This window comes from Lignipirellula cremea (assembly GCF_056501455.1).
The window spans coordinates 4778427-4802440 of sequence record NZ_CM151415.1; the positions used below are offsets into that span (position 1 = coordinate 4778427).

A 24014-nucleotide genomic window follows, 5' to 3' on the forward strand; every position below is an offset into this window, starting at 1 on the left:
TCGATGAAGCCCTCAGACGGCGTTTCTGTCACAGTTCTTGTCACAGTTACTGTGACGAACGAAAAGCGGCGTCTCGTAACTTCTTACTGAGACGCCGCTTACGAAGATCGAAAATTCGCGTTAACGGAGAGGACAGGATTCGAACCTGCGGATCGGTTACCCGATCACGGGTTTAGCAAACCCGCGCATTAGACCACTCTGCCACCTCTCCGGAAGACTTCGGATTGTCTCAGAACCTCGACTCTTTTCAACGGGGGAACGAGGCACGATTCAGAGAACGCGAAGATCCTGATTCTGCCGCGTACGTCAGCCTTTCCGATAGATTGGCGACGAAGGACGCGTGCCGATTCGGTTCGGAACTTACGCGGAGTTCGGCTCGACGCGGGGGGAGGGCCCTACCGCGCCGCCAGCCAGTTCGGAGAAAGCGGCGATCGACCGTTCCAGGATCTCGGCCGGAGCGTACGTCTCCAGATCGGCGCCGGTCAGTTCGACTTCGTACTGGCCGCGATAGCCGGCGGATTCCAGCTTCCCGATCCAGTCGCGAAGCGGCAACACGCCTTCTCCCAACAGGCACCGATTGGGTTCGTCGCCGGGAGGTTCGCGCAGGTCGCCCAGTTGGACCGACGCGATGCGGGGAATCAGCCGCTCGACCGATTCGGTCCAGGTCCGGTCGGCAGAAAAATGATAGAAGTCGAGCGCCAGCTTCAGTCGCGGCGAGTCGATCGACTCGACTAGCTCGAGATGCTCCCGCCAGTCGGCGTAGACCGTCCAGCCGAACGAACAGCGAGGATGCACCGGCTCGAGCGCCAGCGTCACGTCGTTCGATTCGGCGACGTGCAGGATCTCGTCGAGCGCGGTTCGGAACATCCGCCGAGCATGATTCAGCGTGTGACCTGCGCGGCCTCCGGGGAAGAGCAGAACGCACTCCGCACGCAGTTCGGCAGCCAGTCGAATCGCTTCGCAGGCGTCATGGACGCTATCCCGGGGACTGCGTCCGTCGCTGCCGGTGAAGCCGCCTATCCAGCCGAGCGAAGAGACCGCCAGGCCCGTTTCGCGAACCAGTTCGACGCTCCGTTCTTCGCCGAAATCGGACATCTTCGCTCGCCAGAGTCCGACCCCTCCCAGCCCGAACTCCGAAAGGCGCCAGAGATCTTCGTCGAGCGACCAGGAATAGGTCGTCAATTCGCTGATGGAGAGGCGATTCATTCGCGATGCAGACGAGTAGGCCGAGGCTCCGCCCGGAGGCGAATCGTTCGGCGTCGGGGGCGAAGCGGGCGTGTCGCGTCGGCCTGAGGCGGCGAAGCGAGAGTATCCCGAAACGTCCGAAATCGGTCAACGCGAACCGCACGGATACAGCGCCCTCTCTGCGATCGCGACGAATCGCTCTGGACGCGCGAACTATCGACATCCTATGGAAGGACCGCGTCCTTTCGTCTTTCGCGGTTACGCGCCTTCTGACGGCGTTCTTCCCATGCGATTCCGTTTTCTCGGTACGCTCACGGTTCTCGTCGGGGTCGCGGCGTTCGCCGGCTGCGCCAAGCCGTGGACGGGATTCGAATGGATGTTCCCGAAAGCGACCGGCAACGCCCCCGGAAGCGACGAGGAACTGCTCTCCAAGATGCGGAATACCGACCGCGAAATCTGGGCGACCGGCGTGAGCGACCGGAGTCGCGATATCGAGTCGCGACTGGGCGTGGAATGACGCGACCGGGCTGAGCTGCTTCGACTTCAGATCACCGCGTCAGCGACAGCACGGCGATGCCGACGTTGACGAAGATCAGGATGCCGAGGATGTCCATCACACCCGCGACGAACGGGTTGCTCATGATGGCCGGTTCGAGCCCCATCTTGCCGAACAGCAGCGGCAACAGTCCCCCGATCGCGGTCGCGCTCACCACGATGAGCACGATCGAAATGGGGACGGCGATCGCTGCCAGGATCGACGGCGCCTGAAACATGCCGACGATCATGCCGATCGCGGCCAGGAACGTTCCCAGCAGCAGCCCGGAATAGAGTTCCCGCAGAAAGACCTTCTTCCAGTGCCGGGGCAGCACGGTTCCGGCGGCCATCGCGGTGACGATGAGCGTGGCGGACTGGGCCCCCGAGTTTCCGCCCGTCGAAATGATCAGCGGCACGAAGGCGCTGAGCCAGATCAGTTCCTCGTGCTTCAGCGTATCCTCGTAACTTCCGAGGATGAACGCGGTCGTGATCGACGCGCAGAACAGCACCGTCAGCCAGATGCCGCGCTTCCAACTCAGCGACAGGACCGACGTATTCAGGTAGCCGTGTACGAGCGGTTCGAGACCGCCGAGACGCTGGGCGTCTTCGAGCGCCTCTTCGCGAAACACGTCGATGACGTCGTCATGCGTGACGATACCGAGCAGTCGCCGCTCCTCGTCGACGACCGGAATGGCGAGCAGGTCGTACCGCGCGACCTTCTCGGCCACTTCTTCCTGGTCGTCCGTCGGCAGCGCCGTGACCAGTTCCGTCTCCATCAGTTCGCGAAGCCGCGTATTCGGCTTCGAGAGCGCCGTCACCAGTTGCCGGGTCGATACGAGCCCCTTCAAAACGTTCCGATCGTCGACGATGAAGAGGTAGTAGATCGTCTCCAGGTCTTCCGATTGACGTGCCAGTTCGGCCAGGGCCTCGATGACGGTGAACTTCTCGTCGAGCTTGGCGACCTCGGTCGTCATGACCGCGCCCGCCGTCCCTTCGGCATAGCTGGAGAGCCTGATCGTCTCGCGGCGTTCGTCGGCGGACATCCGCTTGAGGATGTCCTGCTCGATCTCGTCGTCGACGCCCTGAAGAATGTCGACGCGGTCGTCCGCGGCGAGTTCTTCGATCAGTTCGACGATCTCGTCGCGATCCGCCGTCTCGACGATCTCGACCTGCTTGTCGTGATCGATGAAGAAGAAGATCTGGAGACGATCGGCCAGCGGGGCATGCCGCAGCGTCGCCCAGGTCTCTTCGGCGGTCAGGCCTTCCATGAACTCCGCCGCATGCGACGCGTTCATGTTGGAGAAGAACTCGCCCAGTTCCTGGAGGTTCCCCTCCGCCAGCATCTCGCGCAGTTCCGGGAGGAGCAGCGTGTTGACCATGGTGCGTCTCCCGATCCGGACGAAGTGCGGCGATAGGCGAAGTGCGCGAGAACGTACGCGCGGCCGAGAAAAAAGAAAAAGCGCCCGACGATTCAGGCGCTTCGACGATGAGGCGCTAAGCAGGCTATAAGGCCTGCGGCGCTCGCTGCCGACGGTCAAGCCCCGCCGGTCGAATCGATGCGTCGCGCCCGCGAGTTCATTCTACGCGGGCGCCGGCGATCCGGTTAGCGGGCCGGAAGAGAACTCCGGTCCGCGAGAAACGCAGAGAGAGCTGCTTCGAAGGAAGCTTCTTCGCGACCGGTCAGCGGGGCAGGGGACCGATGAGGGGGGCTTTCGCTTCGGCGGCGGGCGGCGTCTCGGGAGCGAGCCGTTGCGGTCCGTCGACCAGCGATTCCGTCAGCCGGGCGAGGTAGCTCATCGAGCCGGTACCCTGTTCGCCGTTGAAGCCGACGATGGTCGAGTCCCAGTCGATGCGACGCGACGCGATCCGCCCCTTCGCGAGATCGATCGCCAGGGTGCCGTTCACCGTGTTTTGAACCAGTTGAGCCTGTTCCTGCGGATCCTTGATCGGCGTGAGCACTTCCGTTCGCACCCCGATGTTCGCCAGGTCGCCCTCGAACGACTCCAGGGTGTAGACGTACTGCACCTTGACGGTCTTCACCTGCTGCGACTTCTGATGCCGAACGCGGATCTCGTCCGGAAAAGTCCAGCGATGACCGACGCCGACCGGTTCTTCCGGCAGCGGAGGCAGAACGGGCCCCATCCCCAGATCGAACTGGTTCGCTCCGTCGGCCTTGATCACGGCGCCGCGATCGGAAAGCGTCTTGGTCGATAGGGGCTTGCCGATCGACTCCGCGAACTGCTGGAACGCCAGCGGCGGATTCTTGTCGTTTCGGCTGTTGAACTTCTCCGGCTCGCTGTCGTTGGCCTGTCGCCACAGGTCGATCTCTTCGACCACGTTGACGACGACCGCTGAGCCGTCCTCGGCGACGCTGTCGACGGTCCAGAGCTTGATCGAGGTCGTTTTGCTCTGCGTGACCTGCCGGAAGTCCTTGTCGTTGAGCTCGACCGTGGAGAGGTGCACCACCTTCCAGCGAATCTGCTGTCCCTCTTCGAACTTGTAACGGAGCAGCTTCTTTTCGCCTGCGACCTTCTGGACGACCTTCGCGACTTTCTCGGAAGTCGCCGAAGCCGGATCGTCTGCCGACGATCGCGAAGCGGTAACGAGGGCGAACAGGGACGCCAGCGCCAGCGGCGCGGCGAAACGACGAAGAGTCGCGATACGATTCACGGGACTCGCCTCCATGCGATGGTCCGGTCGAAAACAGAATGGGCGATCGGAGCCGTTCAGCCGCCGATCGGTCCGACGCTCCCTTCGATCACGCCGCCCCAGCCGAGCTTCTCGCGAAGCGTGCGGTAGTAGCTCCGCCCCGGCAATTGCACCATGCGAAACGTCGATCGCGATCGCGTCACGCGGATGCAGTCTTCGGGAAGAAGCGTCGTGAGAAGGTTACCGTCGACGACCGCCGCCGTGCTGGGATTCGGGTCCCGCACGCGAAGCTCGAACATCCGATCGGCCGTGTCGACGACGGGGCGCACCGTCAGGGTGTGGGGACTGATCGGCGAGATCACGAACGCCTGCACTTCCTTCTGCAGGATCGGACCGCCCGCCGACAGGCTATGAGCCGTCGAGCCGACCGGCGTGCTCACGATCAGCCCGTCACAGCGGTATGTTGTGGCGAACTCCTCATCGATGTAAAGGTCAATATTGACGATCCGGTAGGGAGGTCCGCCCAGCACGGCCAACTCGTTCAGTCCGATCGTCGCGGCGATCAGCTTTCCCTCGCGAAATACCTCGGCGGAGAGCATCACGTGCTCAAGAACGCGGTAGTCGCCCTTTTGCAATTCGGTCAGATGGCCGACGAAGTCGCCCGGCTGAATATCCGCCAGAAAGCCGAGCCGCCCCAGGTTCACGCCGACGACCGGGATCTGCCGCTCGCCCATCTGCCGGGCGGCGTGCAGGATCGATCCGTCCCCTCCGAGCACGATCACCAGATCGGCGTCGAAGGACGACAGGTCCAGTTCGAACGTGAAGTCCTCCGCGACCAGATCGAGCGTCGCCTTGATGTGCGGACGGAGTTCGTTCGCCGCCTCGATGACGCGCGCACGCTGTCCGGAACCGAGCAGAATCGCACGCGGACGTCGCTTCATGGGGCAGATCTCGGAGCAGGATCGGGAAGCATGCCTGGCGATCGTACTCCTTCTGAGCGGGGGAAGTGAGTCCCCCGAGGGTTCTGCGAGGCGATCGATACGGACTCGGGGAACTTTCGTCCCCCGCTCAGAACTACCGGCGCTTACGTCGATCGCTGCGTCAGTTCACCGGAGCCGCGTCGAACCGTTCGCTCCGGGCCAGCGATCGGAACCGATCGGCGATGCCTCGGGACGAAAGATCCAGTTCGTCCAGGATCGCCTCCCGGTCGCCGTGCTCGATGTACTGGTCGGGCAGACCGAGCCGCACGACCCGCGCGGGAATCTGTTCGTCCGACGCCAGTTCCAGTACGGCGCTGCCGAAGCCGGCGTGCAGCGCTCCCTCTTCGACCGTGATGACGAAGGGAAGTTCGCGCAGAAGTTCCCCGATCGTCTCGCGGTCGAGCGGTTTGACGAAGCGGGCGTTGACGACTGTCGCGTGCAGACCTTCGCGGGCGAGCGCCTCCGCCGCGGCGAGACAATCCGGGAGCAGCGCCCCGTAGCAGAGAATCGCGCCGTCTTCGCCTCGACGAAGAACCTCCGCCTTGCCGAGCTGGACCGGCTCGCGCGGTCCGCCGATCACGAAGGCATCGGTCTTCGGATAGCGGATCGCGACCGGCCCGTCGTGCATAACCGCGAAGTCGACCATCCGTTCCAGATCGCCCCCGTCGCCCGGCGCCGCGACGACCAGGTTCGGGAAGACCCGCATGTAGCCGACGTCGTAGATGCCGTGATGGGTCGGCCCGTCGGGACCGGTCAGCCCCGCGCGATCCATCAGGAAGGCGACCGGCAGATTCTGCAGCGCGACCTCCTGGAAGATCTGGTCGTAGCTCCGCTGCAGGAACGTGCTGTAGATATCGACGATCGGACGCAGACCGGCTTTCGCCTGCCCCGCCGCGAACGCGACGGCGTGCGACTCGCAGATGCCGACGTCGAAGAAGCGATCGGGGAACCGGGCCCGTACGGGCTCCAGCTTGTTTCCCTGACACATGGCGGCGGTCAGCACGGTCACGCGCTCGTTCGCCGCCATCGCGCGTTCGATCGACTCGCTGGCGTAGTTGGTGAACGCCTTGCCGCCCGACTTCGACTTGACGACCGCCTTGCCGCCTTCATCGGCGAAGGCAGGCGGCGTGTGGAAGTAAACCGGGTCCGCAGCCGCGGGCTGATAGCCCTGACCCTTGACGGTGAGAACATGCAGGAGCACGGGCCCCGCCATCTTCTTCGCCATCTCCAGGTACTTCTTCAGCAGCGGCAGGTTGTGCCCGTCGACGGGGCCGATGTAGCGGAAGCCGAGTTCCTCGAACAGCATCCCGCCATGCAGGCCGGCCTTGGCGGCTTCCTTGAGTTGCGCGAGGAAGCGTTCGGCCGGATCGCCGAACAGCGGCACCTTGCCCAGGATCCGCGTGACTTCGCTCTTGAGCCCGGCGTAGAAGTTCGTCGTGCGCAGTCGATCGAGATAAGACGCCATTCCGCCCACGCGGGGGCAGATCGACATCTTGTTGTCGTTCAGGATGACGAGAAAGTTCTTGTTGAGCCCGCCCGCGTTGTTGAGCGCCTCGAACACGATGCCGGAGGGGAAGGCGCCGTCGCCGATGACCGCCACGCTGTGACGGTCGGGTTCGCCCATCAGGTCGTCGCCGCTCTTCAGGCCCAGCGCCGTCGAGACGCTGCACCCGGCGTGACCCGTCATGAACAGGTCGTACTCGCTCTCCGCCGGGTTGGGATAACCCATCAATCCGCCGCGCGTGCGGATCGTGTGGAAGTCGGCGTAGCGGCCCGTGATCAATTTGTGGGGATAGATCTGGTGGCCCGTATCCCAGATCAGCCGATCGCGCCGGAAGTCGTAGACGCTATGCAGCGCCAGGCAGAGTTCCACCACGCCCAGGTTCGACGCGAAGTGGGCCGTGCGGATGCTCAGCAGGTTGCACAGCACGTCGCGGATCTCGGCCGCGAACTCTTCGAGTTCCTGCGCGGAGCAGTCATGCAGTTCGATCGCTGATTTCAGCGAGGCCAGTCGTTTGTGCAACATCAGCGCTTCCTTTCGACGACGAATCGCATGAGCGTCCGGAGCGAGTCCGCCGCAGGCCCGAGCGGCGCGAGCGCTTCGACCGCCTCGCGATGAAGTTCGACGAGCCTGTCCCGGCTCGCCTCGACGCCCAGCAGCGCGGGATAGGTCAGTTTCCCGCGCCCGGCGTCCTTTTGAGTCTTCTTTCCCAGGTCTTCCGGCGAAGACTCGCAATCGAGCAGGTCGTCCTTCACCTGGAACGCGAGCCCCAACGCTCGTCCGAACGCGTCCATTCTCGCAAGATCCTCGTCCCGCGCCTCCGCGGCGACCGCTCCCATCTGCAGCGAGGCGCGGAACAGGGCTCCGGTCTTCCGGAGATGAATTCGTTCCAGCCAGTCGACGCTTCGCCGCTCTGCTGGAAAATCTTCCGCCTCCGCGGCAAGGTCATCCGCCTGACCGCCCACCAGCCGTTCGGCGCCTGCCGCGGTCGCGAGGATCCGCAGGCACTCGATCGCCGCGGACTCCGGATGCATCCGCCGGGCGATCCACTCGAACGCCCGGGCCTGGAGCGCGTCGCCGGCGAGGACCGCTGTCGCTTCGTCGAACGCCACGTGACACGTCGGAAGGCCGCGCCGCAGGACGTCGTCGTCCATGCAGGGGAGATCGTCGTGGATCAGCGAGTAGGCGTGAATCAGTTCGACCGACGCCGCCGCGGGCAGGGCCCGAGACACCTCTCCGCCCAGCGCCTCGCACGACCAGACGACCAGCAACGGCCGTAGACGCTTCCCGGGGGCGAGCCCCATGTAGCGCATCGCCGCGACGAGCCGCTCGGGTCCGTCGCTTCCAAACGAAAGAGCCCGATCCAGTTCCGCCTCCACGGCGGCGACCGCTTCGCTCAAGCCCGGCAGGGCGGATTCCAATGCGTCGCTGGCGCTCAAAATCGAAGGCTTCCCCCTGACGGCTCTTTCCACCGCAGCGGGTTCCTGCCCGCTACCTTCCAAAACTGCGCGCCCACGGACCGCCGCAACTGAGCAGAAGCGTCAGAACTGGGACCGTCGCGCTGGGCCAATCGTACTCGACGGACGTTTGGGCGTCCATCTTACCGTACGCGGGAAGCTCTTTGTCAGGCGGCGCTTACGGACGATTCGCTGCGAGCGGAAAGACCGCACGAGCCGTCAGCTTTTCGAGGCTCGCTCGACCCCGGCGACAGTTCGTCGCAGGACCCTCTCGCCGACCTCAGTCGTCGCCTTCATTGCTGTCGATCTCTGCGTCGTCGTCATCGAGATCGGCGAAGCGGGCGAACTCGCCGGCTCCCTGGTCGGTGACGCGGTGAAGTTGCTCCACGCGCAGTTCCGCCGCGTCGAGCGCGGTCTGGCACTCGCGAAAGCGCTTCACCCCCTCTTCGTAGCGCCGCAGCGCTTCGTCGAGCGAGAGCTTCCCCGCCTCCAGCGCGGTCACGCTCTTTTCGAGTTCGGAGAACGACTTCTCGAAGTCGATCGCCGATTCCGGGCAATCGTCGCCGATCGGCAGGGAGGGCGTTTCGCCGGAGGAGGACTTTTTACGGGGAGGCATCGATTCCGTTCGCTCGTTCCGCTGTCTGAGCGGGGGACGAAAGTCCCCCGAGTTCCGAACCGTCGATTGTGCCGGAACCTCGGGGGGTTTACACCCCCCGCTCAGACAAACAATCGCGTAGCGGGCATTTCACACGGAATCGGAATCTAGCCACAACCCAGACGAACACCCGTGTGCAAACGCTCGACAGAAACGATGCGAAACCTGGACTAACCAACCTTTGGAGAACGCTTTGGATCGATCCAGTCATAGGACCAACAATCGAACAACGTCCAACCGTTCGGTATGGCGAACTTCAGGAGCGAGGTGACGGCATCGCCGCGGCCGCCAACGTGGACGACGAATCCGTGGGATTCATCCTTATCACCGATGTCCAACTCCAACCAGAAATCCTGCCCTTCGAAGTATCCATTTGCGGGATTCGACCAATCTACGCCCTGTAGATGAGCGTCGATCTTTGAGCGGATTTCCGCAGACGAGCCTAAAGCTCGAGGAAGATCATCCTTCGTTAAGTCGTCGATGGGCTTCGGAGTTCCTCCGTAATTCAACACCATGACGTCCCACCCCAGACTCATTCGGCTGTCTCCTGGCAAGGACGCGGGCGGGCGAACCCGTCACGCTGATCGAAGGGTAACGCCCTACAACGTCCAGCCCTTGCGATATTCCTTGTGGAGCAGCGACGCCAGTTCGGGCTTGTTCGTGATCTTGAACTCCTCGCCGTTCCATTCGATCGTCTCGCCCGACCTGTAGGCGGCGACGCCCAGCATGGCGGCCTCCGACAGCGGTCCGGAGTATGCGAACTTGCAGGTCGTCTCGCTCCCGTCGCGAATCGCCTTGAGCCACTCCTGGTGATGGCCGATCGATTCGGGGATGGTCGGCTCGGGTCGTTCGAAGTCGACGAACTTCTCGACCGGCAGCAAGACGTGGCGACCGTAGTCGGAGAGAAGCATTCCCTTTTCGCCGACGAAGAGTTGCCCCGCGCCCCACTCGATCGGCTGCCCCTTTTCGTCCTTCAGCGTCTTGAGCAGTTCGGGCTTCCGGCCGCCGTCGTACCACGTCAGATGAACCGGCGGCTGATCGCCCCGGGCGGGGTAGTCGTAGTCGACGATCGTCCACGACGGGCAGCTTACCGGGTCGACCTCCGACCCCTGCGCGCTGACCTTCGTCGGATACTTCAGATCGAGCGCCCAATGGACCAGGTCGACGTAGTGGCAGAAGAAATCGCCGAGCCCGCCTGTGCCGTAATCCCAGAAGCGGCGCCAGTTGAACGGATGGACGTTCTCGCTGTAGGGTCGCTCCGGCGCGGGCCCGAGCCAGAGATCCCAGTCGAGATTCGCGGGCGCCGGCGTGCCGGTCGTGAACTTGCCGCCGGAGTAGTCGACGCCGACCCAGACGTGGACCTCCTTCACCGGCCCGATGGCGCCCGCCTGGATCAGTTCCACCACGCGGCGATAGTTCGAACCCGCGTGGATCTGCGTCCCCATCTGCGTGGCGAGCTTGTTTTCGATCGCGAGGTTCGTCAGCGTGCGGGCCTCGAACGCCGTGTGGGTCAGCGGCTTCTCGCAGTAGCAATGCTTCTTCAGCCGCATCGCCATCGCCGCTGCCGGGGCGTGCGTATGGTCGGGCGTGCCGACGACGACCGCGTCGATGTTGCCCGCTTCCTGCTCCAGCATCTGGCGGAAGTCGCGATAGCCCTTCGCCCCCTGATACTTCGCCACGCCCTGTTCGAGAAACTTCGCATCGACGTCGGCGATGGCGACGATCCGTTCGCCCGAGACGCCCTCGATATCCGCGGCTGCGCGGTTCGCGGCGCCGACCGCGGCGATGTTCAGCTTCTCGTTGGGCGACTGGCTCCGCGCGACGGGCAACTGCGAATGGACGCCGATGATCGCGGCCCCTGCGGCGACCGTCTGCACGAAGTTACGGCGGGAAAGCGATTCGACAGGGCGCTTCGACATGGCGGGATTCCTCGGAGAGGCTGCGCGACCGGGGAGGTCAGCGGGGAAGTCTTCGTTCGGGCGGGCGTTCTGGCAAGCGGCCCCATCATGGTCGACGACGTTGCGCGGTTCAATTCAGGAAGGGAAGCCGTCTGCTTCCTGTAGGGCAGGCGCCCCGCCTGCCACGAACCCGGCAATCCGCAGAAATGGCAGGCGGGGCGCCTGCCCTACAAGAAGTCGCCGGACCCCGACCGCCCGTTGCGAATCAGACGCCGCCGTTCTACAAACGACCGCCGATCTCCTGAGATCGCCCTCCCGATCCTCTCCGCTCGCTGAACCTTTCATGGCCGATCGTCCGCTCAACTGGAACAGTCAGAACGTCACCCGCGGCTGGCAGAAGGGCGTCACCGCGTTCTTCTACGGCCTGGGCTTCACGGAGCAGGACTTCGACCGCCCGCAGGTCGGCATCGGCATTCCGCTGCTGGAAGGCAACCTCTGCAACGTCCATGCGGCGGAGCTTGCCGCGCTGGTGAAGGAAGGGTGCAAGGAGGCCGGCCTGATCGGCTTCGGTTTCGGCACGCCCGGCATCAGCGACAACATCACCCAGGGCCACGAGGGGGGCAACGCCAGCCTGCCGTCGCGCAACGTCATCGCCAACTCCGCGGAACTCGTCTGCACGGGTCACTGCTACGACGCGATGATCGGCCTGCATCATTGCGACAAGAACGGCCCCGGCTTCGCGATGGCGCTCGCGCGGATGAACTATCCGGGCCTGATCCTTTCGGGCGGAAGCATCCTGCCAGGCTGCCACGCGGGCAAGTCGATCTCGATCCTGGACGTCTACGATTCGCAGGCGGGCCGCGCGGTCGGCGTCGTGAGCGAAGCGGATGCCGAGGCCATTCTTCGCACCGCCTGTCCCGGTCCGGGCGGCTGCGGCATCGCGGCGTCGTTCAACACCTGGGGCATCGCCATGGAGGCCATCGGCCTGATGCCTCCCAACAGCAGCTCGAACCCCGCGGTCTCGCAGGAGAAACGGGACGAGTGCAAGACCGCCGGCGCCCTCGTTCGGCGCCTGCTGGAGATGGACCTGCGTCCGCGCGACATCCTGACGGTCGAAGCGTTCGAGAACTCCCTCCGCGCCATCGCCGCGGCAGGCGGTTCCACGAACGGCATCCTGCATCTGCTGGCGCTCGCTCGCGAGGCGGGCGTTCCCTTCGGCATGGCCCAGATGCAGCCGATCCTGCGGGAGACGCCGGTTTACTGCAACTTCGCCCCGCGCGGACGGGGCACCATGGCCGACCTGTTCGAGCTCGGCGGAACGAATGCGCTCCTCAAGCGCCTGCTCGAGGTCGGTCTGCTCCACGGCGATTGCATAACCGTCACCGGCAAGACGATGGCGGAGAACGTCGCCGAGGCGGCGGATATTAAGCCCGATCAGTCGCTCGTGGCGCCGGCGGGGAAGCCGTTCAAGGACTTCGCCGACATTCAGATCGCCTTCGGCAACGTCGCGCCGGAGGGTCTCGTGCTGAAGGTTTCCAACAACCTCGACGCCAACTTCCGGGGCAAGGCGATCTGTTTCGAGGACACCCGCTCCGTCGCCGTCGCCGCCGAGGAGGGTCGCATCCGCCCCGGTCACGTGATCGTGCTGCGCTATCTCGGCCCTGTCGCCTCAGGCATGCCCGAGGCGCTGGTCGCGTCGGCCGCGCTCGGCGTGCCGGAACTGGAAGGGAAGGTCGCTCTCCTTTCAGATACCCGCGTCTCCGGCGTTTCCCACGGCGCGATCGGCGTCCACTGTTCGCCCGAGGCCGCGGTCGGCGGACCGATCGCCTGGGTCCATGACGGCGACGAGATCGAGTTCGACCTGTCGCAGGGCCGCATCCGCTGGCACGTCGGCGACGCCGAACTCGCCCGACGGATGTGCGACGAACCGATCAAGCCCATCCGCCACCTGCGCGGCTACCTCTCCGACTTCGCTGCCGTGGTCTCCCAGGCCAGCGACGGCTGCGTGAGCAAGAGCCGCGTCGAACCCGACGCGATCAACGATCCCGCGCCGGCCGTCGAACCGGGAACGAAGGTCAAGTCGTAAGAAGAGCCTGTGTGCCATGGCTGGCTTGCCCAGCCGTACCGAGCGCCGCGGCAAGGCCCTCCATTCATGTCCGTTTCGCAGGAAGGAGTCGAACTCATGACCGACGCCTCGACTGCTCCCTCGTTCGACGACGCCCTCGGCCATCGCCGCTTCTCCGGCATGGCCTTCAACCGCACGTGGGATCTGCTCGACAAGCCCGACCGTACGCCGCGGGAAAACGACGAGCTGCTGGCGGCGACGTTCGCGTCGCTCTGGCACTGGCTGAACCGCCCCGACGCGACCGACCTCAAGCTGTCGATCGGCTACTGGCAGGTCTCCCGCGTCTTCGCCGTCCTGAGCGACGGTTCCAACGCCGTCGCCTGGGGCGAGAAGTGCCTCGCCGTCTCGCAGGGTCAGCCGCCGTTCTACCTCGCCTACGCTCACGAGGCGCTAGCGCGCGGCTACCAGGTTCTCGTCGACGAAGCGAAGAAGCAGGAGCATCTCGCCGCAGCAAGCAAGCTGGCCGAGAAGGTCGAAGAGGCGGGCGAGAGATCGGCCGTCGAAGCGGACCTCGCGACGCTTTCCTGACCGATCATCGCCGGTTGAGTCAGGGGGAATGTCTGGCCCGCCACTCCTTCCATGCCGCCTCGTCTGCGAAGGGCCAGAAGTAGTTCGATTCGCGTGGCTTAACCATTCGCAGCAGAACTCCGATGTCGCGTACCCATTCCCAGGGCCGCCCGCCTTCCCACCTCCAGTCCGTGTCTGACCGCAGGAGTTCGATCCAGCGCCGCACCATCGCTTCCGCTTCAGGCGGAAGACGATGCGTGCCTTCGTGCCGATGCTGTCGCACGTCGTTATAGCAACTGCACCAGACAGCATGACCGATTCGATCGCAGACTTCGTCTCGCGCCGCACACGCTTCGAGGTATGCGGCGTCTAGCTCGAAGTTGTCGATTTTCTGCGCAAGATAGTCCTCGATCGCCTTCGCGAAGCTCAAGCGCGCGGGCGAGCCTGAAAGCTGTGGCGGACCAGGAAGGACAGTCATCGCGGCAGAGCCTACACAATCGCCAGCGGATCCCTTCGCTCTTCCAGCGTCCCGCGCGTGACGCCGATGCGGTTGGTCGCTTTGAGGGCGGACCAGACGGCTTTGCCGGTCAGGGAGCCGGCGAGCAGTTCGCGGTAGAGGCGGATCGTCTCGGCGACTTCCTCGGCAGGGGCGTCTTCCAACAGTTCGATGCGGAAGCTGCCGACGCCGCGGGCGAGCAGGGCAGGGGCCGCCTCGGCGCCGCTTTGAGGAACTGCGTTGAAGAGCGTGTTCCGGCAGCCGACGTCGGCCCGCAGCGGATGCTCTTTCCCCATCCGGTCGCGCAGCTTCACGTCGTGCGTGTCGCAGGGGCGACCGCAGTTGGTCTTGTTCGTGCCGGGCGACAGGACCGCGCAGAAGACGCAATGCTCCATGTGGAACAGGGGCATGTGCTGATGCAGCACGACCTCCAACTTTGCGGCCTTTGCTTGCTCGCCAGCAGGCGTTGTGTGCTCGACCAGATCGAGCAGTTGCTCGCGGTTCAGGTCGTACGACGCCGTCGCCCGCGAAGCGCCCCGGCGGAGGATTTCCGCGAACGTCAACTCGTTCGTGACGTTCAGCGTGTAGTCCGCGACCGCTTCGACGCCCCGTTCGACGAAGAAGGCCAGGCCCGACAGGTTCCGGACGAGGACGCCTTCGGGCTCGTGCTTCAGCATGGCCCGGAACAGGCCCATCTCGCCCGGCTTCTGGATTCGCGGCGTGGCAGGAAACAGCGACGCCCCGACAGCCTTCGCCCGTTCGATCGCCTCGCGATACTCGCGGATGTCCTGGAAGTCGGCGTAGAGATCCCGCTCGCCCTGTTCCAGCAGGAGGTCGACCTGCTTCAAGGTTCGGGCGAGGATGCGAAGAGCAGGCCTGACTTCTTGTCCCGCTCCTTCGGGTGGCACTGGCTCTGCCAGTGTCCCCTTGTTCGAGTCGGATAGTTCGGACGCACTGCCGATGGATGAAATGGTCTCAGCTTCTGCACTGGCAGAGCCAGTGGCACCCGAAGGAGCAAGAAGGGAAGTAAGTTCGGCCCGCAATCGAGGCAATTGCGACTCCGTCACGATCGTCCTCACGAGCGGACGATGGACGAACTCGGTCAGCAGATCGACCAGGTCGCGGCGCAGCTTGCCGAGTACGCTGAGCGGGACCATCGGTCCGCCGACGATCGTCGCCGTCAGATCGACGAGCGCGAAGGGCGTTCCGCCCAGGCGACCGAACTGTTCGAGCAGTACGTCCTCCGTCAGCGGACGGTTGCGTGCCGCTTCCAGAGGAAAGTCCGTCGCGAATTCGCCGACCGACTTGCCTTCCAGCGAGACGCGCACGACCAGCGGCTTGCCGACGGCTGCCTCGACGGCGATGCGAACGGCTCGCTTGCGCAGCGGATCGGCGGCGTTGAACGACCGGCGGAGGCGCTTCGTCAGGTGCGGATCGTCGGTCTTCCAGACCGCCTGGCCCGGAAAGAGCCGGTCGAAGTCGATCGACCCTTCGGCGAAGAAGAGTTCCACGTCGCCGGCGAGGCAGGCTCCGTCGAGCCGCCGGCCCTCGCTGCGAACCTGGTAGATCCGTCCCCCCTGCGGCGTGTCGCCGAAGCGGGGCGATTCGAAGACGATGCCGTCGCCCGCCTGCACGCCGCGGGTGACGCGCACGTAGGCGGAATCCTGCTTCACGGTCAGGATCTTGCCGACCTGCACGCCCCGCTTGGCGGAGTTGTCGGCCGGGACCAGCATCTTATGATCGCAGCCGTTCAGCCATCCGGGCGAGAACCCGCGGGAGAAGGAAAGCTCCATCTCCTCCACGTCGCGCGCCTCGAGGCCGTGCCGCTTGCCCGCCGTCGCCCGATCGAGCGCCAGGCGATAGTGCCGCGTGATGTTCGCGACGTACTCCGGCTGCTTCAGGCGGCCTTCGATCTTCAGCGACGCGACGCCGACCTTCACCAGATCCTCGACCAGCGCGTACGCCGCGAGATCCTGCGGGCTGAGCAGGTACTTTTTATCGCCCAGGTCGACGTCCTCGCCGTCGCAGATCAGGTCGTAGGGCAGGCGACAGGCCTGGGCGCACTGGCCGCGGTTGGCGCTTCGCCCGCCGAGCGATTCGCTCGTCATGCACTGGCCGGAGTAGGCGACGCAGAGTGCCCCGTGGACGAACGTCTCCAGCGGCAGCGTCGTCGACCGGCGGATCGCCTCGATCTCCTTGATCGAAAGTTCTCGCGCCAGGACGACCCGTTCGACGCCTAGTTCCTCGATCTCGCGGATCGTCTCCGCGCTGGTCATCGTCATCTGGGTCGAGGCGTGGATCGCCAGTTCGGGGCAGATCGCCTTGATCAGCCGCACAACGCCCAGATCCTGCACCAGGACGGCGTCGACGTCCGCCTGCGCACACTGCCGGACCGCCTGCTCGAACTCCTCCAGTTCGCTGGAAAAAATCAGCGTGTTGAGCGTGACGAAGCCCTTCACTCCCCGCTCGTGCAGGAAGCCCATCGCCTCGGGCAGCGACTCGACGGGAAAGTTATGCGCCCGCGCCCTGGCGTTGAAGCCCGAATCGAGGCCGAAATAGACCGCGTCGGCGCCGTTTTCGACGGCCGCGCGAAGGCAGTCCCAGTCGCCCGCCGGGGCGAGCAGTTCGGGCCGATCGATCCCGGCGACGAGATCCGACGCGACCCAGGGGCCGACGTCGCCCGTTTCGTCGATGGCAAGTCCCGAGATCGTCATCCGCTTCCGCCGTTCCACATGTCCGAGAGCCGTTTCCGCCGCATCGACGGCGATCGTTCAACCTATGCGTCGCTATCGTAACTGTCGAGGGCTTCGTTCCGTCAACCGCGGCAGTTACGGCGTCGGGAGCCCCGTTTCGCCGACCGCTCCGCGCCTCGAACCAAGAGTCTCCTGCAACCCCGCCTGCCCCCGCTGCGAGCGCTGTCCGCCATCATGGGCAAGGGCGCTGAACGCCCGTAGAATGTTCGTTCGCACCGATTTCGCCGGTCGTAGGAATCGTACGGAGTCCTTCTCCTCCCGGCGTTTCGGCCTCCGTCCTTCCGCACGTCGTCCATGATTTCGTCCGACATCGTCATTCGTGGCGCCCGAGAACACAACCTCCGCGGCGTCGACGTCGTCCTGCCTCGAAATCAACTGATCTGTCTGTCGGGCGTCAGCGGCTCAGGCAAGAGCTCGCTCGCCTTCGACACGCTCTTCGCCGAAGGTCAGCGGCGCTACATCGAAAGCCTCTCCACGTTCGCGCGGCAGTTCCTCGGGAACATGCCCAAGCCGGACGTGGATTTTATGTCCGGCCTGACGCCGTCGATTTCGATCTCCCAAAAGTCGTCCGGCAATAATCCGCGGTCGACCGTCGGCACGATCACGGAGATCTACGACTTTCTGCGCGTTCTCTACGCCCGCGTCGGCGTGCAGTACTGCCCCACGTGCGGTCGTCCCGTCTCGGCCCAGACGCGGGAGCAGATCCTGGGGCAGATCCTGTCGCTCCCCAGCGGAACGAAGTTCAGCCTCCTCGCCCCGCTCGCACGCGGACAGAAGGGCGAGTTCAAGGACCTGTTCGACTCGCTCCGCCGGCAGGGCTTTCATCGCGCCCGGATCGACGGCGAGACCCAGCCGCTGAGCGAGAAGATCGAACTCGACCGCCGGATGCGGCACGACATCGAGGTCGTCGTCGATCGCTTGGCGGTGAAGCCCTCGATTCGAGCGCGCCTGGCCGAGGCCGTCGATACCGCGCTCAAGCTGGGCGAAGGGTCGCTGCTCGTCGCGCTCGAAGACGATGCAGAGTCCGAACCGGTCGCGGAAACCCTTCCCGTTCGCGCGCAGGACGCCGCAGACGATGACGACGACGAGGATGCAGAAACCGTCGTAAAAACGGGCCGGGCCGGGAAGAAGCTGAAGAAGGGGAAGTCCAGCGACCTGGTCTTCTCGATGGCCTACGCCTGCATCCCGTGCTCGCGCAGCTTCGAGGCGCCGAGCCCGCAGCTTTTCAGCTTCAACAGCCCCCGCGGCATGTGCCGTTCGTGCGACGGCATCGGCACGCAGTACACGTTCGCCGAAGACCTGATCATTCCCGACCCGTCGCTCTCGATCGAGAAGGGCGCGTTCGCGCCGCTCGGACCCTGGAAGGAGATCAGTCGCTGGCGCCGTCACGTCCTCAAGGGGGTCGGCGAAACGCTCGAACGGATCCACGAACTGGAAGCGGGCTACCTGATCGAAACGTCCTGGGAGGAATTGCCCGAGGCGTTTCGAAAGCAGTGGCTCTGGGGGACGGGCGATACCCACATCACCTTCACCTGGCGCAGCGGCAAGTCGCCGATGATGTACGGCGGCACGTTCGAAGGCATCGCCGCCGAACTGCTCGACAAGTACAAGAGCAGCACGTCCAAGCTGCATCGCGCCGCCCTCGAAAAGTTCATGCGGACGCAGGTCTGCCCCGCCTGCGAAGGCGCGCGACTGAACGAGCAGGCGCGGGCGGTCCGGATCGAGACCGAGCATTCCGACTTCGTCGAGGCGCCGTCGCTTTCGCTGCCCGACCTGTGCGGTCTGTCGATCACCGCGGCGTCGAACTTCTTTCAGCAGCTCCGCCTGGACGGCGCCGGAACGAAGATCGCCGGCGAGGCGCTGAAGGAAATCCGCAACCGCCTCGGCTTTCTGCTCGACGTGGGGCTCGACTACCTCCGGCTCGATCGAACGGCGCCGACGCTCTCAGGCGGCGAAGCGCAGCGGATCCGTCTTGCCAGCCAGATCGGTTCGGGACTGGTCGGCGTGACCTACGTGCTCGACGAGCCGTCGATCGGGCTGCATCCGCGCGATAACGATCGGCTTCTGAAGTCGCTGCTCCGCCTGCGGGATCTCGGCAACACGGTCGTCGTCGTCGAGCATGACGAAGACACCATGCGGGCCGCCGATACGATCCTGGACTTCGGTCCCGGCGCCGGCGTTCGCGGCGGCGAACTGGTCGCGATGGGCGACTCGCAGGAACTCGCCAACAACGAACGGAGCGTCACCGGCGCCTACCTGTCCGGCAGGAAGTCGATCGCGATCCCCGAGAAGCGCCGGCCCGTCGGCGACCGCAAGATCGTCATCCGCGGCGCCAAACACAACAATCTCCGCGACGTCACGGCCGAGATTCCGCTGGGCGCGCTGGTCTGCATCACCGGCGTCAGCGGCTCAGGCAAAAGCTCGCTGATTAATGACGTGCTGATGGAGGCCCTCCATCGCGATCTGAACCTGGGCGAGGGGAAACCGGGCGAGTACGACTCGATCGAAGGGATCGACCTGCTCGACAAGCTGATCGCGATCGACCAGTCGCCGATCGGCAGGACGCCCCGCTCGAACCCCGCGACTTACGTCAAACTCTGGGACGAGATCCGCAACCTCTTCGCGCAGATGCCCGACGCCAAGCGTCGCGGCTACGCGCCGGGGCGGTTCAGCTTCAACGTCGCGGGTGGACGCTGCGAAGCGTGCGAAGGAAACGGCGCGACCAAGCTGGAGATGGACTTCCTGGCAGACATCTGGGTCACGTGCCCGGTCTGTCAGGGGAAGCGCTTCCATCGCGAATCGCTGCAGATCCGCTTCAAAGGGAAGAACATCGCCGACGTCCTGGAGATGGACGTCAGCCAGGCGCTGGAACTGTTCGAGAACCAGCCGAAGATCCGCGACAAGCTCAAGACGCTCCACGACGTCGGTCTGGACTACCTCCATCTGGGTCAGCCTTCGCCGACGCTCTCGGGTGGCGAGGCTCAGCGGATCAAGCTCGCGCGGGAGCTCTCCAAGCGCAGCACCGGCAAGACGATGTACGTCCTCGACGAGCCCACGACGGGGCTTCACTTCGAAGACATCGCGCATCTCCTCCGCGTGCTGCACGCCTTCGTCGAGCAGGGCAACTCCGTCGTCGTCATCGAGCACAACCTCGACGTCATCAAGACCGCCGACTGGATCGTCGACCTCGGCCCTGAGGGGGGATCAGGCGGCGGAGAGATCGTCTTCGCCGGCACGCCGGAGGATTGCGCGAAGTGCGCGCGATCGTATACCGGCCGCGCGCTCAAGAAGATCTTCTCCGCCAAGCCCGGCGATCTCGCGAAGCCGCGGAAGCTGAAGACCCGCACCAAGCCGATGGAATCGGTCCGCGTCCTGGGCGCGTCGCAGCATAACCTTCGCGGCGTCGATGCCACGATCCAGCGCGACGCGATGACGGTCTTCTGCGGACCGTCGGGCTCCGGCAAGACGTCGCTCGCGATGGACACGATCTACGCGGAAGGTCAGCGGCGCTACGTCGAAAGCCTCAGTTCCTACGCCCGGCAGTTCGTCAGCCAGGTGCAGAAGCCCCGCTTCGACTCCATCGAAGGTCTCTCCCCCGCGGTCGCGATCGAGCAGAAGAACCTCGGCGCGACGCCCCGCTCGACCGTCGGCACCGTCACGGAGATTTACGACTACTTCCGCGTCCTCTTCGCGCGGATCGGCAAGGCGTATTGCCCCGCTTGCGATATCCCGGTCGGCACGCAGACGACCGATCAGATCGTCGACGCGCTGCTCGACCTGGAGGAAGGGACGCGGGCATATCTCGCCGCGCCGCTCGACGTGCCGGTCGGTCAGAAGTACGAGAACCTCTGGGACGATCTGCGGGGGCAGGGCTACGTCCGCGTTCGCATCGACGGCCAGACCGTCTCGCTGGACGAGGCGCCGAAGATCGACCGCCGCCGGAAGCATGAAGTGCAGGCGATCGTCGACCGGATTCAGATCAAGAAGGATCAGCGCTCGCGCCTGGCCGACAGCGTCGAGAACGCGCTCTCCCTGGGCAAGGGCGTCATGCACGTCGTCTTCCCGCAGGAAGGCGTCGACGAGCCGAAGTGGGAAACCCAGATCCACAGCCGGCACATGGCCTGCACGAGCTGCGGACGGAGCTTCGAAGCGCTCGCTCCGCATCACTTTTCGTTCAACAGTCCGCTCGGCTGGTGTCCTTCCTGCGAAGGGCTGGGCACGCAGGTCGGCGCTAATCCGCTGGCGCTGCTGAACAGTCCGCGACTGACCCTTGCCGAGGGCGCGCTCGCGCTCTGGCCGAACGTGGCGCTTCCCGTCGCGCGACGGATGCTCGACGTATTCGCGGAAGAGAACAAGATCCCGCTCGACGTTCCGTTCGACGAACTTCCCGCGCGGCAGCGCCGGGCGATTTACTACGGCACGGGCGACACGCGCTACGCGGTGACGGCGGAAGGCTCCGATCGGGTTCTGTTCCGCTTCCAGTTCAAGGGATTCTTTCCATCGCTGGAAGAAGCCTCGCGATTGTCGCCGACCTTCCGCAGCAAGCTCGCGCAGTACGTCGACGAAGTCGAGTGCCAGACCTGCAGCGGCAGTCGCCTCCGCGACGACGCCAGCGCGGTCCGCTATCACGATCGGACGATCGACGATTACGGGCGCCTTCCGCTCGGCAAACTGATCGACGTGGTGAAGACGTGGGAACTCGACGCCCGCGAAACCAAGATCGGCGGCGAGGCCCTCCGCGAAGTCGATAACCGCCTGCGGTTCCTCGTCGACGTCGGCCTCGAGTACCTCACGCTCGGACGCAACGCCAACAGCCTGTCGAACGGCGAGGCGCAGCGCATCCGCCTGGCGAGCCAGCTCGGCAGCGGCCTGTGCGGCGTGCTGTACGTACTGGACGAACCGACCGTCGGCCTGCACCCGCGCGACAACCGCCGGCTGCTCGACGCGCTCAAAAAGCTCCGCGACCTGGGGAACACGCTGCTCGTCGTCGAACACGAGCGCGAGGTGATCGAAGCCAGCGACGAGATCATGGACTTCGGTCCCGGCGCCGGCGTCAACGGCGGAACGATCGTCGCCCAAGGTTCGCCGCAGAAGATTCTCACCTCGCGAAAGTCGGTCACGGGGCCCTTTCTCTCGGGCAAGGAAGATATCCCGATCCCGACCAACCTGCGCGAGGTCACCGACCAGACGCCGCGGCTGACCGTCACCGGGGCCGTGCATCACAACCTCAAGAACGTCGAAGTTTCGTTCCCGCTCGGGACGCTGACCGCGGTGACGGGTCCCAGCGGCTGCGGCAAGAGTTCGCTGGTCAACGACATCCTCTTCAACTCGCTCGCGAAGCGTCTCCATCGTGCGACCGCGACGCCCGGCGCTCATCGCGAGATTCTCGGCCTGGAGCATATCAACAAGGTTATCCAGGTCGACCAGCAGGCGCTCGGTAACTCGCCCTCGTCGAACCCCGCGACCTACACGGGGCTCTTCGAACTGATTCGCGACTTCTACGCCCAGCTTCCGGCGTCAAAGCTCCGCGGCTACTCCGCGCGCCGGTTCAGCTTCAACGCCGCGGGCGGTCGCTGCGAGAAGTGCGAAGGGAACGGGCAGCTCAAGATCGAGATGCACTTCCTGCCCGACGTCTGGATCGAGTGCGACGAGTGCGCGGGCAAGCGCTACAACCCCGAGACGCTGGAGGTGAAGTACGACGGACTGTCGATCAGCGACGTCCTGGACCTCACCTGCGGCGAAGCCCGCGATCGCTTCGCCAATATCCCGAAGATCCGCAAGATCCTGCAGACGCTGTGCGACGTCGGCCTGGACTACGTCACGCTGGGGCAACCGGCGCCGACTCTGTCAGGCGGCGAGGCGCAGCGCGTGAAGCTGGCGCGGGAACTGTCGCGACCCGATACGGGGCGCACGCTCTACCTGCTCGACGAACCGACGGTCGGCCTGCATTTCTCGGATTTGAAGAAGTTGCTGGAGGTGCTCCAGAGGCTGGTCGATCTGGGCAACTCGGTCGTCGTGATCGAACACAATCTCGACCTGATCAAGTCGGTCGACTGGGTGATCGAGATGGGCCCCGAGGCAGGCGCCGAGGGAGGACGCCTGGTCGCGGAAGGAACGCCGGAGCAGATCGTCGCGCATGCGATGCGGGAGCGGGAGAACGCGGCGAAGAACGGCTCTGCGACCGAGACGCTTCTGCGCAGCCATACCGGCGAGGCGCTGAAGCGTCCGCTCGACGAAAGTCCGCGGAAGTTCCGCGCGCCGCTCGACGCCACGCAGCAGTTTCGCGAAATGCTCGCCGAATCGAAGGGGGGCGACATCGCGTCCGACGTTCCCATGCCGTGGGAAGCGGACGGTCGCAAGTGGCATACCCAGGACGTCGTCGACCGCTACGGCAAGCCCGTCGAGTGGGACAAGGAGATCGTCAGCCGGATCGTCGATCGGCTCGAAGAACTCGGCGGGCTCGGCGAGACGAACTGGAATCATCGCAGCGTCGTCGAGATCGCCGCGCCCAAGAAGACCGACGGCTGGTTCTTCCATGCCATCACGGGCGAGACCTGGGTGGTGAAGCTGAAGTTCCGCACGAAGAAGGGCCTCTTCCGCGAAGAATCGCTGCGCGAACGGATTCCGCTCAAGTCGTACAACGACCTTCCGGACCTGCCAGTCTACGGCAACGATCCGCGAATTCACGTCAAGTCGATGAAGGGTCCGTTCGTCGAGATCCAGATCGACGCGAACGGAATTTCGGAACTCGACCAGCCGGAGTTCTGGGACGTTCTGGAGAAGGCCCGCGAAGGCTACCTCTCGATCGTGGGCGAAGAGGGCTTCTCCCGCGAGGCGCTGATGCCCTGGCGCCAACTGGGTCGCCGCTGGCACGAATCGCGAAAGGGCTTTCCGATCGGCAAGGAGCCGAAGTGGGACCTGAACCTGCTGCGGTCGGTCGTGGCTGCCGTCGAAGAAGCGGCGCCCGCGGCAGAATGGGTCTGGACCAACCAGTCCGCCGCGCCGGTCTCTCTTCCAGGCCGTACCTCCGCCTGGGCGACGGTCTACACGAAGAAACCTGACGGCGTCTATCTGACGCTGGAAGGAACCGACGGCTACACGCAGGGGAGCGTCTCCGAATTCGGCTTCGATCGGCAGGTCGAGTCCGACCCCCGCGGCACGCGGATCACCATCTCCTTCACCGAGCGCCGCCAGGCCGACGACGCCGCCTTCCGCAAGTTCCTCGCCGAGCATGCGAGTAAGGCGGGGGGGAAGTAGCGCGACTATTTCGGAGG

14 protein-coding genes and 1 tRNA gene are annotated in these 24014 nt (G+C 64.9%); 4 read left to right on the forward strand and 11 right to left on the reverse strand.

The features are described 5' to 3' along the window. Nucleotides 1-124: 124 nt before the first annotated feature. Nucleotides 125-211, reverse strand: a tRNA-Ser gene (locus SH602x_RS18600). A 149-nt stretch (nt 212-360) separates the two neighbouring features. Next, nucleotides 361-1206, reverse strand: a complete 846-nt coding sequence (locus SH602x_RS18605; RefSeq protein WP_479473742.1) for a sugar phosphate isomerase/epimerase family protein — start codon at nt 1204-1206, stop codon at nt 361-363. Nucleotides 1207-1471: 265 nt separating this feature from the next. Between SH602x_RS18605 and SH602x_RS18610 the strand changes: the two genes are divergently transcribed. Then, nucleotides 1472-1702, forward strand: a complete 231-nt coding sequence (locus SH602x_RS18610; protein WP_479471556.1) for a hypothetical protein — start codon at nt 1472-1474, stop codon at nt 1700-1702. A gap of 31 nt (nt 1703-1733) precedes the next feature. Here SH602x_RS18610 and mgtE read toward each other — a convergent pair whose 3' ends face one another. From mgtE to SH602x_RS18650, 8 genes are all read right to left on the reverse strand, one after another. Continuing rightward, a complete protein-coding gene (gene mgtE, locus SH602x_RS18615) occupies nt 1734-3098 on the reverse strand; it encodes a magnesium transporter (protein WP_479473743.1) in 1365 nt (454 codons plus the stop codon). A gap of 301 nt (nt 3099-3399) precedes the next feature. Further along, entirely contained in the window at nt 3400-4389 is a 990-nt protein-coding gene (locus SH602x_RS18620) for a hypothetical protein (RefSeq protein ID WP_479473744.1), read from the reverse strand. 56 nt (nt 4390-4445) lie between these two features. Further along, entirely contained in the window at nt 4446-5309 is an 864-nt protein-coding gene (locus tag SH602x_RS18625) for an NAD(+)/NADH kinase (RefSeq protein WP_479471553.1), read from the reverse strand. 160 nt (nt 5310-5469) lie between these two features. Continuing rightward, complete coding sequence (gene dxs / locus SH602x_RS18630) at nt 5470-7374, reverse strand: 1-deoxy-D-xylulose-5-phosphate synthase (protein ID WP_479473745.1); 1905 nt, start codon at nt 7372-7374, stop codon at nt 5470-5472. Continuing rightward, the gene (locus SH602x_RS18635) at nt 7374-8288 is read right to left on the reverse strand and encodes a polyprenyl synthetase family protein (RefSeq protein ID WP_479473746.1); all 915 of its coding nucleotides are present in this window, start codon (nt 8286-8288) and stop codon (nt 7374-7376) included. Before SH602x_RS18635 ends, dxs begins: the two co-directional genes overlap by 1 nt. A gap of 298 nt (nt 8289-8586) precedes the next feature. Beyond that, on the reverse strand, nt 8587-8922 hold the full coding sequence (xseB, locus tag SH602x_RS18640; RefSeq protein ID WP_479473747.1) for an exodeoxyribonuclease VII small subunit: 336 nt from the start codon (nt 8920-8922) through the stop codon (nt 8587-8589). 209 nt (nt 8923-9131) lie between these two features. Continuing rightward, nucleotides 9132-9497, reverse strand: coding sequence for a hypothetical protein (locus SH602x_RS18645; protein WP_479473748.1), 366 nt, complete (start codon nt 9495-9497; stop codon nt 9132-9134). 63 nt (nt 9498-9560) lie between these two features. After that, nucleotides 9561-10880 (reverse strand): Gfo/Idh/MocA family protein, encoded by a 1320-nt coding sequence (locus SH602x_RS18650; RefSeq protein WP_479473749.1) that lies wholly within the window; start codon nt 10878-10880, stop codon nt 9561-9563. 322 nt (nt 10881-11202) lie between these two features. On the opposite strand from SH602x_RS18650, the gene ilvD reads away from it, so the two are divergent. After that, complete coding sequence (gene ilvD / locus SH602x_RS18655) at nt 11203-12945, forward strand: dihydroxy-acid dehydratase (protein WP_479473750.1); 1743 nt, start codon at nt 11203-11205, stop codon at nt 12943-12945. 96 nt (nt 12946-13041) lie between these two features. Beyond that, the gene (locus SH602x_RS18660) at nt 13042-13512 is read left to right on the forward strand and encodes a hypothetical protein (protein ID WP_479473751.1); all 471 of its coding nucleotides are present in this window, start codon (nt 13042-13044) and stop codon (nt 13510-13512) included. Nucleotides 13513-13980: 468 nt separating this feature from the next. Here the strand turns inward: SH602x_RS18660 and SH602x_RS18665 are convergent, their stop codons facing one another. After that, entirely contained in the window at nt 13981-16701 is a 2721-nt protein-coding gene (locus SH602x_RS18665; protein ID WP_479473752.1) for a U32 family peptidase, read from the reverse strand. 333 nt (nt 16702-17034) lie between these two features. Between SH602x_RS18665 and uvrA the strand changes: the two genes are divergently transcribed. After that, a complete protein-coding gene (gene uvrA / locus SH602x_RS18670) occupies nt 17035-23997 on the forward strand; it encodes an excinuclease ABC subunit UvrA (RefSeq protein ID WP_479473753.1) in 6963 nt (2320 codons plus the stop codon). Nucleotides 23998-24014: the final 17 nt, after the last annotated feature.

Bases quoted from the DNA above. Each gene is read 5' to 3' on its own strand.
- SH602x_RS18605 (WP_479473742.1), bottom strand. From the start codon at position 1,206: ATGAATCGCCTCTCCATCAGCGAATTGACGACCTATTCCTGGTCGCTC.
- SH602x_RS18610 (WP_479471556.1), top strand. From the start codon at position 1,472: ATGCGATTCCGTTTTCTCGGTACGCTCACGGTTCTCGTCGGGGTCGCG.
- mgtE (WP_479473743.1), bottom strand. From the start codon at position 3,098: ATGGTCAACACGCTGCTCCTCCCGGAACTGCGCGAGATGCTGGCGGAG.
- SH602x_RS18625 (WP_479471553.1), bottom strand. From the start codon at position 5,309: ATGAAGCGACGTCCGCGTGCGATTCTGCTCGGTTCCGGACAGCGTGCG.
- dxs (WP_479473745.1), bottom strand. From the start codon at position 7,374: ATGTTGCACAAACGACTGGCCTCGCTGAAATCAGCGATCGAACTGCAT.
- xseB (WP_479473747.1), bottom strand. From the start codon at position 8,922: ATGCCTCCCCGTAAAAAGTCCTCCTCCGGCGAAACGCCCTCCCTGCCG.
- SH602x_RS18645 (WP_479473748.1), bottom strand. From the start codon at position 9,497: ATGAGTCTGGGGTGGGACGTCATGGTGTTGAATTACGGAGGAACTCCG.
- SH602x_RS18650 (WP_479473749.1), bottom strand. From the start codon at position 10,880: ATGTCGAAGCGCCCTGTCGAATCGCTTTCCCGCCGTAACTTCGTGCAG.
- ilvD (WP_479473750.1), top strand. From the start codon at position 11,203: ATGGCCGATCGTCCGCTCAACTGGAACAGTCAGAACGTCACCCGCGGC.
- SH602x_RS18660 (WP_479473751.1), top strand. From the start codon at position 13,042: ATGACCGACGCCTCGACTGCTCCCTCGTTCGACGACGCCCTCGGCCAT.
- SH602x_RS18665 (WP_479473752.1), bottom strand. From the start codon at position 16,701: ATGACGATCTCGGGACTTGCCATCGACGAAACGGGCGACGTCGGCCCC.
- uvrA (WP_479473753.1), top strand. From the start codon at position 17,035: ATGATTTCGTCCGACATCGTCATTCGTGGCGCCCGAGAACACAACCTC.